Consider the following 16,951-nt stretch of genomic DNA (forward strand, 5'->3'; position numbering starts at 1 on the left):
CTCGTCAGGGACCTGTGACGACCGTGCAGTCGTGGAGGGTCCGCACGAGTTTCGAGGCGAGGGCCCAGCGGATGGCGGGGTCGTTGAAGGCGATCGGTTCGCTGGTGACGGGGATGGGGGAGTGCGGGCCCGCGCGGTAGTGGGTTCCGTCGACACCGTGGATCGGGTGTTCGCGGGCGCGGATGATGAGGTGTCCTTCTGCGCGCAGTGCGGGGCAGGCGCGAGTTGCCAGGTGTGCGCAGGGCAGGCAGACCGGCGGTTCGGCGACGGCCATCCCCTCGGGCCAGTCGGACCACTGCCGCGTGCGGTCGGGGATGAGCCAGAGGGTGCCGTGGTCGGCGGGGCCGGCGCAGACCTGACAGAGAAGTTTGCGCATGGCGCGGCGTTGGCGGTGGACGTGGATCTTCGCGAACCGGGGTGTGCCGTGGCCGGGGTTGATCGTCGCGCGGTCCCACAGGACGCCCCGGCTGTCGTGGTCGCCGAGGATTTCGTCCGCGTAGCCGATGCCCGCGCCGTGGGGGAGCAACACGAGTCGCGGGTCTTCTGACGTTTCCTCGCTCCACATGGCGATGCAGGGGACGACCCTGCTCGTCCTCGTCGTATCGAGGAACTCCGACCCGAGTGCTGTTCGTGCTGTTGACATGGTGCTTTTGCCTTCGCTTGTCCACTGGCGGCCGGTCGGAACCGGAGCCGATCACGAGGCTCGTACGAGGAGACGCCTTGCACGAGCGTAAGCCGGCATTGCCAGCTTTGATGTGTTCAAATGAGTGAAAGGCAGCATTGCCAGGTTCAGTCACTCGATTGAGCGTAAGGATGGGTGACCAGAGCGGTAGGGCAGACTCCGCGCCATGGTGGAACCGCTCGATCCGTACGGCGCGCGGCTGGAGTTCGCGAAGCTCGCTCGACGACTTCGTGAGGCTGCCGGGCTCGCGCCAGGACGGGCTGAGGCGGAGATGATCTCGACCACCGGTGGCTACGCCTCCGTGCTCTCGAAGATCGAAACCGCGCAGATCGCGCCGAAGACCGCGCACGTGACGTGGATGCTCACGCGCTACCAACCTTCGGCCGACGACGCGGGCCGGCTCGTCGAGTTGGCCGATCAATCTGCCGGAAGGGCCCGGCCGGTCGCCGCCGGGGTGCAGTCCCGCGAGTACCTCGCCCGCGAACGCCGGGCGACAGCCATTTGGATGATCTACAACGAGATTCCAGGGCTCCTCCAGACGTTCGAATTCGCCTTCGCCACCCTGGCGAAGTCGCCGCTCGTCGACCTCAACGACGTGGAGGCGCTCGCGCGGGACCGCGAGCAGCGCGGGGAGCGGATCTTCCGGCCGGACGGCCCGGAGGTGTCGATCGTGCTCGGTGAAGCGGCGCTCGACCGGATGGACGGCGAACCCGACATCGCGGCTCACCAGATCGAGCGGCTTCGGGACGTGGCCGAGTTGGAGCGCGTCCGCTTTCGCGTCATCCCGAGTTCCGCAGGCGCCGTGACCGGCCTGAGCAACCCATTCACACTGCTGCACGCGGAGCCCGACGAGTGGCTCGCCTTCGTGGGGCACATCGCCCGGAACGACTACATCAAGCGGGACGTGAGCCGCTTCCGGCTCGTCTTCGACGATGCGTGGGAAAAGGCGGCGGACGCGGGAGTCTCGGAAGGGCGAACGCGCGAGATACTGGAAGCTCGGATCGCTGACCTCAAGCAACGCCAGGGGGAAGGAACGATGCCAGGCAGAGCCACCTCCCGTTCGGGGTACCGGTGGCGCAAGAGCAGCTACACCAACGGGGGCAACGACCCCCAGTGCGTGGAGTGCGGGTTCGAACCGACCCGCGAGACGGTCGCGGTCGGGGACACGAAGCACCGGGGACCGGTGCTGGTCTTCCCCGCGAAGTCGTTCCGCGCGTTCGTCGACGGGCTCCGGGACGGCTGACCGCACCATGGCGAACGACATCGCACTTCAAGGTGCACAGTGGCGCAAGAGCAGCCGGTCCAACGCGGGTGGGGCTCAGTGCGTCGAGATCGCGGATGTCGGCATCGGCGCCGCCGTGCGGGACAGCAAGAACGCGTCCGGCCCGGCATCGGTCTTCCCGCCGAGCGCGTTCGGGTCGTTCCTCGCCGGGCTCAAGCGCGACTGACGATCACGGGGGCGGGGCGCCCCGGCCGGTCCTGGACGCCCCGCTGCTCCACCCGGCCCAAAGCGAGAACCCCCCGTGACCAGCGCGGCGCGCAGAGCGACGGCCAGGCGCGACGAAGGTCGCGATCACCTGACACTTAGGTCGATCCGCCCTCAGAAGCCCCACGCCGCCCTTACGGTCCCAGCCATGACAGGGGCACGCATCCCGGCAGTCGTGGTGTCGGACATCCGCAAGAGCTACGGCGACCTGAGAGCGGTGGACGGCGTCTCGTTCACCGTCGCGGAAGGGGAGTTCTTCGGCATCCTCGGGCCGAACGGGGCGGGCAAGACCACCACGCTCGAAATCGTCGAGGGACTGCGCCGCGCGGACGCCGGCCGGGTCACGCTGCTCGGTGAGGACCCCTGGCCGCGCAACACCAAGCTGCTGCCCCGCATCGGCGTGCAGCTCCAGGCGTCCAGCTTCTTCGAGAAGTTGACCGCCCGCGAGCAGCTCCAGACCTTCGGCTCCCTGTACGGCGTGTCCTCGCGCAGGGCCGACGAGATGCTGGAGCTGGTCGGCCTGACGGACAAGGCCGAGGTGCGGGAGAACAACCTCTCCGGCGGCCAGCGCCAGCGCCTGTCGATCGCCTGCGCCCTCGTGCACGACCCGGACGTGGTGTTCCTCGACGAGCCGACCGCCGCCCTGGACCCGCAGGCCCGCCGCAACCTGTGGGACGTGCTGCGCGCGATCCAGGCCCGCGGCAAGACGATCGTCTACACGACGCACTACCTCGACGAGGCCGAGATCCTCTGCGACCGGGTGGCCATCATGGACCGCGGCCGCGTGCTGGCCATGGACGCGCCGGCCACCCTGGTGCGCGGCCTCGACGCGCCCACCCACGTCGTGCTCCAGAAGGGCGCCCTCACCACGGAGGCCGCCCGCGCCATCTCCGGCGTCGAGGAGGCGCACGAGGACGAGGTCTCGCTGACCATCTCCACCCGCCGGCCCGCGCCGGTCCTGTCGGCGCTCGCCGAGCGCGGCACGCTCGACGGGCTCCAGGTCCGCACCGCCACGTTGGAGGACGTGTTCCTCGACCTGACCGGACGGGAGTACCGCGCGTGACCGCCTTCAAGAGCCTCGCGTCGGCCATGACCAAGGGGTTCCTGCGGGACCGGATGTCCCTGTTCTTCGTGTTCCTGTTCCCGCTGCTGTTCCTGGTCGTGTTCGGCCTGCTGCTGGGCGACTCCGGCGACGACCGGACCAAGGTCGGCGCGGTCGGCGACGGCCCGGTGCTCACCGCCCTGGAGCAGACCGGCGCGCTGGAGCTGGAGCGCTACGACAGCGCCGACGCCGCCCGGCAGGGGGTCGACGACGGGGACCTGCCCGCCGCGGTCGTCGTGGAGGGCAACCGGGTGGACCTGGTGTTCGCGGCCAGTGACCAGGTCGCCGCGGGCACCGTCGTCGGCATCGTGTCCGGCGTGGTGGACAAGCTCAACCTCGGCGCGGCGAACGTGACGCCGACGTTCACCCTGGAGGCCGAGCCGGTCGAGGACGCCTCGCTCAAGCCCATCCAGTACCTGACGCCCGGCATCCTGTCGTGGGCGGTGTCGTTCTCCGGCGTGTTCGGCGCGGCGCTCACCCTGGTGTCGTGGCGCAAGAAGCAGGTGCTGCGCCGCATCCGGCTCGCCCCGGTCGGCACGACCACCGTGCTCACCTCCCGCATCCTCGTCTCCGTCGGCACGGCGCTCGCCCAGGGCGTGGTGTTCGTGGCGGTCGCCACGCTGCCCCTGTTCGGCCTGCGGCTCACCGGCCAGTGGTACCTCGCGCTGCCGCTGCTGGTGCTCGGCACCACGGCGTTCTTCGCGATCGGGATGCTGGTCGGCGCGTTCTGCAAGACCGAGGAGTCCGCGTCCGGCGCGGCGAACCTGATCATCATGCCGATGGCGTTCCTGTCCGGCACGTTCTTCCCGGTGGAGAACGCGCCCGGGTGGCTCCAGGCGGTGTCGAAGACGTTCCCGCTGCGGCACATGAACGACGGGATGCTCGACGTGCTGGTGCGCGGCAAGGGCGTGGAGGCGCTGCTCGTGCCGTCCGCGGTGCTGATCGGCTTCACGCTGGTGGTCGGGTTCATCGCGGCCAAGGTGTTCCGCTGGGAGGACTGAACCCGGCGAACCGGACACCCCGGGGGGCTGGTGAGCGCGGTCACCGACCACAATGGTGGACATGCTCTCCAGCCCCGTTGGCCGGTTCCGCCTCCTGGCCCTGGCCGAGGCCGTGTCCTGGGCCGGCCTGTTGCTCGGCATGTTCTTCAAGTACGTGGTGGTCGAGAACGAGATCGGCGTCAAGATCTTCGGTCCGGTCCACGGCGCGGTCTTCGTCGCCTACCTGCTGGTGGCGCTGATGATGGCGCAGCGGTGGGACCGCAAGACGCTGTTCTGGGCCCTGGTCGCGGCCGTGCCGCCGTTCGGCACGGTCGTGTTCGAGCGCTGGGCCGCGCGGACCGGCCGGCTGGACGAGACCCGGGACGGGGTTCAGACCGCCAGGGACTGAGCGCGTTCCCGCTCCGCCTCGGGGTCGCCCTCGTGGTAGACGCGCTCGCTCGGCTCGATGTTGTCCAGGAACTCCTGGTAGACCAGCGCGCCGACGAGGTGCGACGCCGGGCGGGCGTGCCGCAGGGCCTCGGCCGGGTCGCTGTCCGGCCGGTGCTCCAGCCACGCCTCGACCCAGGCGCGCTCGACGCCCGCCCGGACCCCGGGCGCGACGAACCCGACCAGGCGGGCCGCGTCCAGCGCCGGGTTGCCCCAGTGCGCGTCGCCCCAGTCGAGCACCACGCCGCCGGAGCGCCAGTTGCCGGGGTGGAAGTCGCCGTGCAGCAGGGTGCCGGGCAGGCCGAAGCCGGGCGGCTCCACCCCGCGCACCCGCAGCCGGGGCTCGCCCGCCAGCGCCGCCTGCGCGGCCACCCAGCGGGGCACGATCCGGTCGACCACCTCGCCGGTGGGCCTCCAGCAGTCGTGGCCGGGCGCCTCGGCCAGCAGGACCCGGCCGGGTTCGGCGGCGAGCAGCACCGGCGCGAGCGTCGGGTCCACCGACGCCACCAGCCCGATCACCCGGCCCTCGTCGGCCATGAACGGCGGCGTGGCCTTCGCCCACACCGCGCCCCGGGTGGTCGGCAGCCGGTACAGGCACGACAGGTTCCACGTCTTGACCTGCACGGGCCTGCCGGTCAGCCGCACGTGCCGGGCCGCCCACGCGACCAGCTCCGCGGGCCCGCCCGGTCTCGCCCACGGCAGCCGCAGCGGGTGGTCCGGGAACTCGTGCTCCGCGCCCCGGTCCAGCCCGGCGGGCTCCCGGTCGGCCTCGACCTGGTAGGTCACCACGCCGTCGCGCATGGCGGGCGCGGTCGTGGCGACCAGGCGCAGCACGCTGGTGGTGACGCCCAGCGCGCGGTCCAGGTGGGCGGTCACCGGCTCCACGTGGTTCCACCACGGGCTGTCCACGGTGAACGGCTCCGCCTCGCCGACGTACCGCCCGCCGACCGTGATCAACGCCCTGATCTCGCGCACCCCTGGAGGGTGACGGACGGGCGGCGTGGCCGTCGACGGGATTTCGGTCTGCCGAAGTCCGGTTTCGCGGGGTCCCGCAACCCCGAAGTGGCAGGTCGCGGCCCTCCGGATCCCCGAAGCCGAGGACCCGTCGCGTCTCAGTCCTCGAAATCCCCGACCGCGCGGCGGACCCTCGCCAGCAGTTCGGTGAGCTGCTCGGTCTGCCGGTCGGTCAGCCCGCGCAGCCCGAACTCCGCCGACGTCACGGCCTCGGTCGCGGCCTCGCGGCGCGTGTGCCCGGCCTCGGTGATCTCGACCAGCGTGGTGCGGCGGTCGGTCGGGTGCGGCGTGCGGCGGACCAGGCCGTCGGCCTCCAGCCGGTCCACGATGTTCGTGACGCTCGTCGGGTGCAGCTGGAGGCGTTCGCCCATGACGCGCATCGGCAGGCTGCCCGCGCGGGAGAAGGTCAGCAGCACCAGCGCCTCGAAGCGCGCGAAGGTGAGGCCGTGCGGCTTGAGGGCGGTGTCCACGGCGGACTGGATGATCTGCTGTACTCGCATGACGCTCGTGACCGCGGCCATCGCCGTCGACGGGCCGATCCGCTTCTCCCACAGCTCGGCGGCACGCGCGATGGGGTCGAACGGCAGCGGCTGGGACGTCATGCGCCGAAGCTACCAGTGGGTACCCGATTCGCAGGAGGCAACCAGTGCTCGTCGCGTTCAGCGTCAGCCCGCTCGGCGGGGAGTCCGATGGTGTGGCGGCGGCGGTCGCCGAGGCGGTGCGCGTGGTCCGCGAGTCGGGCCTGCCCAACGAGACCAACGCCATGTTCACCCTGGTGGAGGGGGAGTGGGACGAGGTGATGGCGGTGGTGAAGGCGGCGACCGAGGCCGTGCAGGCCACCGCGCCACGGGTCAGCCTGGTCCTCAAGGCCGACATCCGCCCCGGTCACACGGGTCAGCTGCGGGCCAAGGTGGAGCGGGTCGAGCAACACCTCGCCTCTGGTGAGAAGTAGGACTACCTACTAAATTGCGACCATGACGACGACGCCCAGGGACCTCTGGCTGCGCTTCGAGACCTACCACGACGTCACCTACTTCACACCGGAGTCGCGCGCGGCAGCCGACGCGCTCGGGTGCAAGGGCGGCTGGATGGGTTACTTCGGCCTGCGCGCGGCCCCGCTGGGCGCGGCGTCGCCCGAGGTGGTCGCCGCCGCGTTCTTCAGCTTCGCCCCGCGCAAGGTGGCCCGCGCGCTGCCCGACGCGTGGGAGGCGGCCTCGCCGGAGCGGTTCCTGGTGGCGAGGCTGGAGGGCGTGGACGGCGCGCTGCGGCGGATGCTGGGCGGCGCGGACCTGGCCGAGGCCGCCGAACTGGCGGTCGAGGCGGCCGCCGCCACGCCGGTCGAGGGCCGGGTGCTCGGCGCGGCCAACCGGGCGCTGCCCGTGCCCGACGAGCCGCACCTGGCGCTGTGGCAGGCGTGCACGACGCTGCGCGAGTCGCGCGGTGACGGGCACGTGGCGGCGCTGGTGGCCGCCGACCTGACCGCGTGCGAGGCGCTGGCGCTGTTCGGCGCGGACCACGACCTCGAACCGGCCTACCTGCGCGAGGCGCGGGGCTGGCTGGAGGAGGAGTGGGACGCCGCGGTGGACTCGCTGCGCTCGCGCGGCCTGCTCGCCGAGGGGCAGGTCGGAACTGGGCAGGTCAAGACTGGCCTGACCCCGGCGGGCCGGGCGTTGCGCGAGGAGGTCGAGCGCCGCACCGACGAGGCGGCGGCCTCGCCGTGGCGGGCGCTGGGCGAGGACCGCACCGCGCGGTTCGCCGAGTTGACGACCCCGGTCGCCCGCCGCCTGGGCCGGCTCAACGACGCCATGCGGGCCAACCCGATGGCCATCGACCCGGTCCGGCAACTCGCCGGCTGAACCCCGCGCGGAGCACCGGTGATCTCGTGCCAGGATGGAAGCGTGACGAGGCCAGACCCCCGCAAGACCGCCGCACTGTCCGCCGCGTTGTCCGGGGCGGTCGACTTGGGCGCGCTGAAGGCCCGAGCCGATGCCCAGAGGCAGCGCGCCACCGCACCGCCCCCGCCGACCGCGACCGGCGCGCCGGACCAGGACCCGAGCCCGTGGATCCTCGACGTCACCGAGGCGACGTTCCAGGCCGCGGTCGAGCGCTCCCTGGAAGTGCCCGTGGTCGTCGAGCTGAACGCGTCGTGGAGCCAGGAGGGCGCGAAGCTGTCGCCCGTCCTGGAGCGCGCGGCGCGCGCCGGAGGCGGCACGTGGCTGCTGGCGCGCGTCGACCTCGACGCGAGCCCGCGCATCGGGCAGCTGTTCGGCGTCCAGTCCGTGCCCACCGTCGTGGCGGTCGCCGGCGGCCAGCCGCTCGACGCCTTCGCGGGCCCGCTGCCGGACGCCGAGTTCGCCCAGTGGATCAACCGCCTGCTCGACGCCCTGCGCGACCGGCTGCCCGGCATCAGCGCCGCCGAGGCCGGCCGGACCGACGCGGAGCCCGTGCCGGAGCCCGAGGACCCGCGCTTCACCGCCGCCGAGGACGCCTTCGAGCAGGGCGACTTCGCCGCCGCCGAGGCCGCCTACGAGGCGATCCTCGCGGCCGAGCCAGGCAACGCCGAGGCCAAGGCGGCCCTGGCGCAGGTCAGGTTCACCGCGCGGGCCGAGGCGCTGGAGCAGGACGCGGTGGCGCGGGCCGACGCGAACCCGGACGACGTGGACGCGCAGCTGGCGGCCGCCGACCTGGAGGTGGCCTCCAACGAGGTCGAGCAGGCGTTCCGGCGACTGGTCGACACCGTGCGCCGCGTGTTCGGCGAGGACCGCGACCGGGTGCGCGAGCACCTGGTGGGGCTGTTCGAGCTGTTCCCGGTGGACGACGAGCGCGTGTCCAAGGCCCGGCGGAACCTCGCCGGCGCCCTGTACTGAGCACGCCGGACCGGACCGCGACGCCCCGGCCGTTCGCTTCCGGGCCGGGGCGCGCCGGTCACCCGCGCGCACGGCCGCCGCGGCGCGGTGGCGGCTGCTGATCACCGACGAGGGAACCGCTCGACCCGACGGACCTGCGACGGGCCGGCCTGCGACGGGCCGGCCCGGGTGCCTCCGCTCAGCCCGAGTACTTCCGCGTGCACAGCCCGGAGCCGTCGAAGAAGCCGTCCCGGAACGCCTCCACCCGGGCGAACCCGGACGGCACCACGGTGCCGTTCACGTCCGCCGCGATCAGGCTCCCGTCCGCCAGCAGCTCCGCCACCGCCTCGTCCAGGTCGCCGGAGGACAGCTTCAGCCGGGCCCCGCCCTGCGTCGTGGTGCCCGCCCACGCCCCGGTCAGGCAGGCGGTGCGCAGCCCCGCCGCCGGGCCCTCCAGCGAGTAGCCGGTCGCCTTCTGGATCGACAGCGCGAACCGCGAGGCGATCTCCGCGAACGCCGCGAAGTCGCCGATGCCGCCCTTCTGCCCCCGCTTCGGCGGCGTGCCGATCCGCACCAGGTCGGGCAGGTCGACCGAGATCGAGTTGGTCGACGGGCAGTACGACGCGGGCGAGGTCTCCTCCGCGTCCCGGCAGTCGGCCCCGGACGTGGAGACCTCGGGCGGCACGGCGCCGGTCTGCTTGTAGGCCTCCCGCAGCGACTCCTCCAGCGCCTCCAGCGCCTCGGGGTCGTCGACCTTCAGGTTGCCCTTGCCGTTCCCCTGGTCCCGGTCCTGCTGGGCGAACACCTGCTGGGTGATCCGCGCGTCGATCTCCGCCTCGTCGATCGCCGCGCACCGCCGCGGGTCGCCCGCGAACCCGAACTGGAACGCCGCCACCCGGTCGAACGCGCTGCCGTGCGCGCCCTGCTTCTCCGCCGACGTGCCCGCCGCGTCCCGGATGAAGAACATCGTCGCCAGCACCTGGTTCAACCCGGGCCCGGTGGAGATCCGGAAGTGCTTCGACTTCCCCTCGGCGACCCACCGGAAGAAGTTGCCCGCGTAGCAGTCGGCCTGCTGCTCCTTGATGATCGTCGGCGTGGCCTGGGTGATGCCGCCCTTGTCGCCGAGCTTGTACTGGACCGCGTGACCCATCTCGTGCGCCAGCACGGTCACCACCGACATCGGCCCGAACGCGTCGTCCAGCATCGGCAGCAGCTCGCCGCGGTCCCAGGCGATCGAGTCGTCCAGCGAGCAGTAGAACGCGTTGGCCACGCCCGCCGTGTTCGTGCGGCAGATCTCCACGCCCGCGCCGTTCGAGTCGTACGACACCAGCCGCTTGACCGGCTCGAACGGCACGTCGAACCGGGCGGGCAGCTGCTCGGACCAGTACTCCGCCACGTCGGCCAGCGCGTTGATGGCCAGCCGGTCCATCTCGCCGCCGTCGCCGTTCTCCACCCGGAGGTCGGCGTCGGGCGCGCCCGGTTTCGCGCCGCTCTCCCCGGTGGTGATGTCGAGGCCTGACACCTTGGTGACGTCGGGCCGCTCCGGGCGGGCGACACCGCCCACCAGCTGGGTGCACCCGGTCAACGCGAGCACGGCGGCGAGCGCCGTGACCTGAACTGCCCGTCGAACCATGCCCAGACACTACTTGGCCGCGCGGGCGGATCAGGACAAACCGCAGGCCCCGGAGCCCTCCAGCACGCCGCCGCGGAACACCTCGACCCTCTTGAACCCGGGTTCCAGCGCCGACCCGCCCGCCGCGTCCCGCGCCGCGTAGTCGTAGGCGAGCAGCACCTGCACGGCCTCGTCCAGGTCGCCGGGGGACAGGCCGAAGCCCTCCTGCCGGATGAACACCTCCCGCGTGTACGCGCCGGCCAGGCACAACGCGCTGGTCGCCGCGCTCGCGCCCTCGACCTCGGCGCCGACCGCGTCCATCGCCGCCAGCCCGTACCGGCTGGCCAGCAGCACGCCCGTGGCGTAGTCGCCGATCCGCGCGTGCAGCTCGGGCAGGTCCTCCTCGACCTCGACCTCCACCGAGTCGTCGGCCGGGCAGAACGCCACCGGGCCCTGGTCGCCGGAGCAGTCCGGCTCCTGCTCGGTGGGCGTGGTCCTCGGCGTGGTCCACTGCTTGCCCGCGCCCTGGACCAGGCCCTTGTAGTAGAGGTCGAGGTCCTGGGTGACGGCGGTGAGGATCTCGTCGAACGGCAGGTTGCCGCCGCGGTCGCGGTCGTCGGCGTTGGTGAACGCCTGCTGGGTGAACACCCGGTTGTCCACCGTCATCCCCGCGCAGAACTTCGAGCCCTGCTGGTAGCCGTCCTGGAACGCGGACACGCGGTCGAACGCGTTGCCGTGCGCGGACCGGTCGGTCTGCGACGTGCCGACCGGGTCGCGGAAGGTGACCAGCGCGCCCAGCGCCGGGTCCAGCACCTCCGAGCCGATCTCCAGGTGCTCGGACTCCCCGTCGTTCACCCACTTGACGAACGCGCCGGCGAAGCAGTCGGCCATGGCCTCGGTGAGGATCGTCGGGAACCGCCGCGGCTCGCGGCGCTCGGCCTCGGGCGTGATGCCCATCCGGTTCTGCACGGCGTGGCCCCACTCGTGGGCCAGCACGATCACCACGGCGGCGTCGCCGAACCGGTCCTGGAGCACCGGCAGCAGCGCCGCCCGGTCCCACGCGATGGCGTCGGCGCTGGGGCAGTAGAACGCGTTGCCCTCGACGTCGGAGGCCTGCTCCGTGCACGGTGGCGGCTTGGCCGACGGGTCGGCGGTGTCCACCGAGTAGATCCCGCCCTCCAGCTCCTGCCACGGCTTGCCGAACGTGTCCGGGAAGGCGTCCTCCCAGTAGGTGTTGATGTCGGTGATGGCGGTGGCCGCCAGCTGGTCGATCGGGCCGCCGTCGGTGCCGCGGATGAAACCGGGGTCGACCGTCCCCCTGGTGACGCCTTCGCCCGCCACGGGCCTGCCCGGCACCACGTGGGCGCAGGAGGTCGTCGCGACCAGGACCGTGGTCAGCAGGGCCAACCGAGCCGATGCACGCAGCATCAGCCCATTGTGCCTGTTGCCACCCCCTGCGGGGTGGTGTTCGGGTGGGACCGCGACCGCCCCGCGGCGGTCGCGGTCCCGACCGCTCAGAACACGCCCGCGTACGCGGCGGTCCGCACGTCCACCGCGGCGAGCTGACCCGCGAACCGGCGGTCGACCTCGGCGCGCTCGGCCGCGTTGGGCAGGTCGTTGCGGCACGACGCCGGCGCGCTGGAGCCGGACATCAGGTCCGAGCACAGCCCGGTGCGCCGGTCGGGCAGGCCCAGGATGTGCCCGATCTCGTGGGTGGTGATGCGGGGCCGGTAGTGGCCCTGCTGGACGGCCTGGCGTCCCATGTAGACGGTTCCGTTGCCGAGCGACGTCACGTAGGCGCGCGGCCAGCCGTTGTCGGCGTAGATCCGGATGTTGGTCGGCGTGCCGGAGGTCCGCTTGGCCAGCCGGACGTTGCCGACCGAGGCGTTCCAGTTGGCGGCCGCCTTGTCCCAGTCGGCGGCGAACTCCTGGGCCTGGCTGGTGTCGTAGTACAGGGTGCGGACCAGCGCGCCGGGGTCCGCCGGCGCGGCGGCGGCGCCGGGCGCGGCGACCGCGACCAGCGGCAGGACCAGGCCCAGCACGAGCGTTGCGACGCGCGCGGCCTTGCGCACGAACATGGTGGTCTCCTTCTGGCAGGGAAGAGCCGGAGCCGGTGACAGGGGTGGCTCCCGATCCCAAACAACCAGCCGTGGCAGGGCGCCACCAGCCCCGGAAGTAGGGTCGTTCCCCTCGCCGGCCGCGGCGATCCGGACACTTCCGGCGACCGCCGGGTCATCGGGCGACGAGCCGGGGGGCGCCCCACCTCGCGGCGGGACGCCCCCCGGCCGCGTCACCCGATCAGGCCGGCCCGGACCACGCCGGACCACGCCGGCTCAGAGCACGCCGGTGTCCGGCTGCCGCTCCGGCGCCAGCCACAGCACCCCGGACGGCGGCAGCTGGAGCACCGCCGACGCCGGCCGCCCGTGCCAGGGCTCCTCCTCCGCCTCCACGACGCCCATGTTCCCGACCCCGGACCCGCCGTAGTCCGCCGAGTCCGTGTTCACCACCTCGCGCCACCGCCCCGGGCACGGCAGCCCCACCCGGTAGTCGTGGTGCGGCATCCCGGAGAAGTTGGCGACGCACGCCAGCAGCGACCCGTCCTCGCCGACGCGCAGGAAGCTCAGCACGTTGCCGCCCGAGTCGTTGGCGTCGATCCAGGAGAACCCCTCCGGCCGGTCGTCGGCCGAGTACAGCGCGGGCGAGGAGCGGTACACCCCGTTGAGGTCCGCGATCAGCGACCGCACGCCCCGGTGCAGCGGGTCGTCCAGCAGGTGCCAGTCCAGCGACCGGGACTCCGACCACTCGCCCCGCTGCCCGAACTCGCCGCCCATGAACAGCAGCTGCTTGCCCGGGTGGGCCCACATGTACGCCAGCAGCGACCGCAGGCTCGCGGCCTTGTTCCAGTCGTCGCCGGGCATCCGCTGCCACAGCGAGCCCTTGCCGTGCACCACCTCGTCGTGCGAGAGCGGCAGCACGAAGTTCTCGCTCCACGCGTACACCAGCGAGAAGGTGATCTCGTTGTGGTGGAACGACCGGTGCACCGTCTCGCGCGACAGGTAGTGCAGCGTGTCGTGCATCCAGCCCATGTTCCACTTGAACCCGAACCCCAGGCCGCCCAGGTGGGTGGGCCGGGTGACGCCCGGCCACGCCGTGGACTCCTCCGCCACCATCACCACGCCCGGGTGGCGCTTGTACACCGTGGCGTTGAGCTCCTGGAGGAACCGGACGGCGTCCAGGTTCTCCCGGCCACCGTACTGGTTGGGCAGCCACTGCCCCTCCTGGCGGGAGTAGTCCAGGTAGAGCATGGACGCCACCGCGTCGACCCGCAGGCCGTCGATGTGGAACTCGTCGATCCAGTACAGGGCGTTGGCGACGAGGAAGTTGCGCACCTCGTTGCGCCCGAAGTCGAACACGTACGTGCCCCAGTCGGGCTGCTCGCCCCGGCGCGGGTCGGCGTGCTCGTACAGCGGGGTGCCGTCGAACCGGGCCAGCGCCCACGCGTCCTTGGGGAAGTGGGCGGGCACCCAGTCCATGATCACGCCGATGCCGCGCTGGTGCAGGGTGTCGACGAAGTGCCGGAAGTCGTCCGGCGAGCCGAACCGCGAGGTCGGGGCGTAGTAGGAGGTGACCTGGTAGCCCCACGACCCGCCGAACGGGTGCTCGGCGACCGGCATCAGCTCCACGTGCGTGAAGCCCTGCTCGCTCACGTAGTCGGCCAGCTCGGTCGCCAGCTCGCGGTAGCCCAGGCCCGGTTTCCACGACCCGAGGTGCACCTCGTACACCGACATCGGCGCGTTCGCCCACCGGGTGGCGTCCCGGCGCGCCTCCCACTCCGCGTCGCCCCACCGGTGCCGCGCGGTGGTGACGACCGACGCGGTGGCGGGCGGCGTCTCGGTGGCGAAGGCCATCGGGTCGGCCTTCTCGTGCCACCGGCCGTCCTGGCCGAGGATGCGGAACTTGTACCGGGCGCCGACGTCGACGCCCGGGATGAAGACCTCCCACACGCCCGACGAGCCGAGCGACCGCATCGGGTTGGCCCGGCCGTCCCAGCCGTCGAAGTCGCCGCACACCCGCACGCCCCGCGCGGTGGGCGCCCACACCGCGAACGAGACGCCGCTGACCGTGCCGCCGGGCGTGTCGTAGGAGCGCACGTGCGCGCCCAGCGCGTCCCACAGCCGCTCGTGGCGGCCCTCGCCGATCAGGTGCAGGTCCAGCTCGCCGACGGTCGGCAGCCACCGGTACGGGTCGTCCAGCTCGACCACGTGCCCGCCGGGGTCGGGCCCGGAGTAGTCGACCTCCAACCGGTAGTCGCCGGGGTGCTCGGGCAGCTCGCCCTCGAACAGCCCGTCGACCACCCGGTCCAGCTCGAAGCGCTTGTCCCCGGCCATCACCGACACCGCGGACGCCCCTGGCCGCAGCGCCCGCGCCACCACGCCACCGGAGGTGTGGTGCACGCCGAGCACGGAGTGCGGGTCGTGGTGCGCCCCGGCCAGCAGCCGGTCGACGTCCTGGGGCGGAATCATGACTGGGCGGCTCCCTCTCCAGTGATCCGGGCGATCGACGACAGCGGCACCGTCAACCACTCCGGCCGGTTCGCGTGCTCGTAGGCGACCTCGTACACGGCCTTGTCCAGCTCGAACGCCCTCAACAGGTACCCGCGCCCGCGCGGATCACCCACCGTCGCCGAGGCCGATTCCGCGTAGCCCTCGGTGAACGCCGCCCGGTTGCGCCGCGCCCACTCCAGCGCCCGCACGGCCAGCTGGTGGTCCTCCGGCCGGCCGACCAGCAGCTGGTGCGCCGCGTAGTCGAACGACCGCAGCATCCCGGCCACGTCCCGCAGCGGCGACCGCAGCGCGGTGCGCTCGGCGATCGGCGCGCCCGGCTCGCCCTCGAAGTCGATCAGCAGCCAGCCCTGCACGGTGCGCAGCACCTGGCCCAGGTGCAGGTCGCCGTGGATGTGCTGGATGGCGATCGCCCCCGGCGTGTCCCTGGCCTGCTCGAACGCCTCGCGCAGCGCGGGCACGAACGGCTCCAGGTCGGGCACCCGGGACACGACCTCGTCCAGCCGGGTGGACATGGCCTGGACGCTGCGCTCGATGTCGTCGGCGTCGGCGTGCTGCGCGCCGAGGGCCCGCTCCAGGTCCGAGTGCACGGTGGCCACGGCCTGGCCGAGCCGCTGGGCCTCGCCGGCGAAGTCGCCGCCCACCTCGTCGGCGTGCAGGTCCCGCTCGGTCATCAGGTCCCGCACGCTCGTGGTGGCCATGGCCCAGCCGTCCACCGCGTCGGGCAGGAACTGCTGGAGCATCCCGACCGTGGTGGCCCGGCCGTCCAGCTCGCCGGTGATCGACCCGAGCGGCTGGGCGATGTGCTCGCAGCCGACCTCGTGCAGCGCGCGCTGGAGCACCAGGTCGGGGTTCTCGCCCGTGGTCAGCTTGCGGAACAGCTTCAGGATGTACTGGCTGCCGAACACGATCGAGGTGTTGGACTGCTCGGCGCCGACGGGCCGCCCGCGCAGCCCGGTCTGGACCTCCACGCCCGGCTCGTGCGCGAACCGCAGGCCGTCGACCTCGCGGTCCTCCGCGATGAGGTCGAGCAGCACACCGGTCAGCTCGTGGTCGAGCGTCGCGTCGTAGTTCTCCACCTGGTCGGTGACCAGCAGCTGGTACGGCTCGCGCCGGCCCTGTTGCTCCACCTCGACCACCAGGTGCACCAGCGGCGGTTCCCCGCCCCGCAGCACCGTGGTCCGCAGGGGGCGCACCGAGGTGATCGGGCGGTCCTTGCCGCCGAACCACCGCTGCGCGGGCAGCCACGCCGGCAGCTCGGTGATCACCTTGTCGACCAGGTCGTGCGGATCGGTCACGTCCCTCACCTCGCCTCGCTGTCTTCGTCGTCCACGAGCTGGAACCAGTAGAAGCCGTGGCCGGGCAGCGTGAGCAGGTACGACAGGTCGCCGATCCGCGGGAAGCGGACACCGCCGGTCAGCTCGACGGGCCGCGCGCCGCGGTGCTCCGACAGGTCGAGCTCCACCGGCTGCGGGAACCGCGACAGGTTGTTCACGCACACCACGACGTCCTCGCGGCCGTCCGGTCGGCAGTACCGCCGCCGGTAGGCCAGCACGCTGGGGTTGGACCCGCCCAGGTCGGTGAAGTCGCCTTCGGCGAACGCGTGGTGCTGCTTGCGCACCTCGATCATCCGACGCGTCCAGTTGAGCAGCGAGGACTGGTTGTTCAGCTGCGCCTCGACGTTGAGCCCCTGGTAGCCGTACACCGGGTCCATGATCACGGGCAGGTAGATCCGGCCGGGGTCGCAGCCGGAGAAGCCCGCGTTGCGGTCCGGGGTCCACTGCATCGGCGTCCGCACCGCGTCGCGGTCGCCGAGCCAGATGTTGTCGCCCATGCCGATCTCGTCGCCGTAGTACAGCACCGGCGAGCCGGGCAGGGACAGGAGCATGGCGGTGAACAGCTCCTGCTGGTTGCGGTCGTTCTCCAGCAGCGGGGCCAGGCGTCGGCGGATGCCGATGTTGGCCTTCATGCGCGGGTCCTTGGCGTACTCCGCGTACATGTAGTCGCGTTCTTCGTCGGTGACCATTTCGAGGGTCAGCTCGTCGTGGTTGCGCAGGAAGATGCCCCACTGCGCGCCCGTCGGGATCTCCGGCGTCTGCGCCAGGATCTCCGAGATGGGGAACCGCGACTCGCGCCGCACGGCCATGAAGATGCGGGGCATGAGCGGGAAGTGGAACGCCATGTGGCACTCGTCCCCGCCCACCTCCGGGTTGCCGAAGT

Annotated in this window: 17 protein-coding genes; 8 read left to right on the forward strand and 9 right to left on the reverse strand. The window is 72.3% G+C overall.

The window, feature by feature from the left end:
• Positions 1–4 precede the first annotated feature (4 nt).
• Positions 5–529 carry a hypothetical protein gene (locus ABD223_RS36230; RefSeq protein WP_344041433.1) on the reverse strand — a complete coding sequence of 175 codons (525 nt, stop codon included), beginning with the start codon at positions 527–529 and terminating at the stop codon, positions 5–7.
• A 319-nt stretch (positions 530–848) separates the two neighbouring features.
• Between ABD223_RS36230 and ABD223_RS36235 the strand changes: the two genes are divergently transcribed.
• The 5 genes from ABD223_RS36235 (at position 849) to ABD223_RS36255 (ending at position 4,659) form a co-directional block, all read left to right on the forward strand.
• Positions 849–1,925, forward strand: a complete 1,077-nt coding sequence (locus ABD223_RS36235) for a DUF397 domain-containing protein (protein WP_344041435.1) — start codon at positions 849–851, stop codon at positions 1,923–1,925.
• 7 nt (positions 1,926–1,932) lie between these two features.
• On the forward strand, positions 1,933–2,130 hold the full coding sequence (locus tag ABD223_RS36240) for a DUF397 domain-containing protein (RefSeq protein WP_344041437.1): 198 nt from the start codon (positions 1,933–1,935) through the stop codon (positions 2,128–2,130).
• Between the two features lie 186 nt (positions 2,131–2,316).
• Positions 2,317–3,231, forward strand: coding sequence for an ABC transporter ATP-binding protein (locus tag ABD223_RS36245; protein ID WP_344041439.1), 915 nt, complete (start codon positions 2,317–2,319; stop codon positions 3,229–3,231).
• Positions 3,228–4,271 carry an ABC transporter permease gene (locus ABD223_RS36250; RefSeq protein ID WP_344041441.1) on the forward strand — a complete coding sequence of 348 codons (1,044 nt, stop codon included), beginning with the start codon at positions 3,228–3,230 and terminating at the stop codon, positions 4,269–4,271. The genes ABD223_RS36245 and ABD223_RS36250 overlap by 4 nt, the downstream gene beginning before the upstream one ends.
• A gap of 61 nt (positions 4,272–4,332) precedes the next feature.
• Positions 4,333–4,659 (forward strand): DUF3817 domain-containing protein, encoded by a 327-nt coding sequence (locus ABD223_RS36255; RefSeq protein ID WP_344041443.1) that lies wholly within the window; start codon positions 4,333–4,335, stop codon positions 4,657–4,659.
• Here the strand turns inward: ABD223_RS36255 and ABD223_RS36260 are convergent.
• A complete protein-coding gene (locus ABD223_RS36260; protein WP_344041445.1) occupies positions 4,641–5,672 on the reverse strand; it encodes a phosphotransferase in 1,032 nt (343 codons plus the stop codon). The genes ABD223_RS36255 and ABD223_RS36260 overlap by 19 nt on opposite strands.
• Before the next feature lie 137 nt (positions 5,673–5,809).
• Positions 5,810–6,313: a MarR family winged helix-turn-helix transcriptional regulator gene (locus ABD223_RS36265; RefSeq protein ID WP_344041447.1), complete on the reverse strand. Its 504-nt coding sequence runs from the start codon at positions 6,311–6,313 to the stop codon at positions 5,810–5,812.
• 44 nt (positions 6,314–6,357) lie between these two features.
• Here ABD223_RS36265 and ABD223_RS36270 point away from each other — a divergent pair, with 44 nt between their 5' ends.
• Genes ABD223_RS36270 through ABD223_RS36280 form a run of 3 tightly spaced genes read left to right on the forward strand, consistent with a single transcriptional unit; the run spans position 6,358 to position 8,578 of the window.
• Positions 6,358–6,663, forward strand: a complete 306-nt coding sequence (locus tag ABD223_RS36270; RefSeq protein ID WP_344041449.1) for an MTH1187 family thiamine-binding protein — start codon at positions 6,358–6,360, stop codon at positions 6,661–6,663.
• Between the two features lie 22 nt (positions 6,664–6,685).
• The gene (locus ABD223_RS36275) at positions 6,686–7,567 is read left to right on the forward strand and encodes an SCO6745 family protein (protein WP_344041451.1); all 882 of its coding nucleotides are present in this window, start codon (positions 6,686–6,688) and stop codon (positions 7,565–7,567) included.
• Positions 7,568–7,609: 42 nt separating this feature from the next.
• The gene (locus ABD223_RS36280; RefSeq protein ID WP_344041453.1) at positions 7,610–8,578 is read left to right on the forward strand and encodes a tetratricopeptide repeat protein; all 969 of its coding nucleotides are present in this window, start codon (positions 7,610–7,612) and stop codon (positions 8,576–8,578) included.
• 178 nt (positions 8,579–8,756) lie between these two features.
• Here ABD223_RS36280 and ABD223_RS36285 read toward each other — a convergent pair whose 3' ends face one another.
• The 6 genes from ABD223_RS36285 to ABD223_RS36310 form a co-directional block, all read right to left on the reverse strand.
• Positions 8,757–10,190 (reverse strand): neutral zinc metallopeptidase, encoded by a 1,434-nt coding sequence (locus tag ABD223_RS36285; protein WP_344041455.1) that lies wholly within the window; start codon positions 10,188–10,190, stop codon positions 8,757–8,759.
• 30 nt (positions 10,191–10,220) lie between these two features.
• Positions 10,221–11,597, reverse strand: coding sequence for a neutral zinc metallopeptidase (locus ABD223_RS36290; protein WP_344041457.1), 1,377 nt, complete (start codon positions 11,595–11,597; stop codon positions 10,221–10,223).
• An 86-nt stretch (positions 11,598–11,683) separates the two neighbouring features.
• The gene (locus tag ABD223_RS36295; protein ID WP_344041459.1) at positions 11,684–12,247 is read right to left on the reverse strand and encodes a snapalysin family zinc-dependent metalloprotease; all 564 of its coding nucleotides are present in this window, start codon (positions 12,245–12,247) and stop codon (positions 11,684–11,686) included.
• A 255-nt stretch (positions 12,248–12,502) separates the two neighbouring features.
• Complete coding sequence (gene glgB, locus ABD223_RS36300; protein WP_344041461.1) at positions 12,503–14,692, reverse strand: 1,4-alpha-glucan branching protein GlgB; 2,190 nt, start codon at positions 14,690–14,692, stop codon at positions 12,503–12,505.
• Positions 14,689–16,029: a maltokinase N-terminal cap-like domain-containing protein gene (locus ABD223_RS36305; protein WP_344041463.1), complete on the reverse strand. Its 1,341-nt coding sequence runs from the start codon at positions 16,027–16,029 to the stop codon at positions 14,689–14,691. The genes glgB and ABD223_RS36305 overlap by 4 nt, the downstream gene beginning before the upstream one ends.
• Before the next feature lie 5 nt (positions 16,030–16,034).
• A partial coding sequence (locus ABD223_RS36310) for an alpha-glucosidase C-terminal domain-containing protein (RefSeq protein ID WP_344041465.1) occupies positions 16,035–16,951 on the reverse strand: 917 nt, incomplete at its 5' end.

This window comes from Saccharothrix xinjiangensis (assembly GCF_039527585.1).
GTDB classification, from domain to species: Bacteria; Actinomycetota; Actinomycetes; order Mycobacteriales; family Pseudonocardiaceae; genus Actinosynnema; species Actinosynnema xinjiangensis.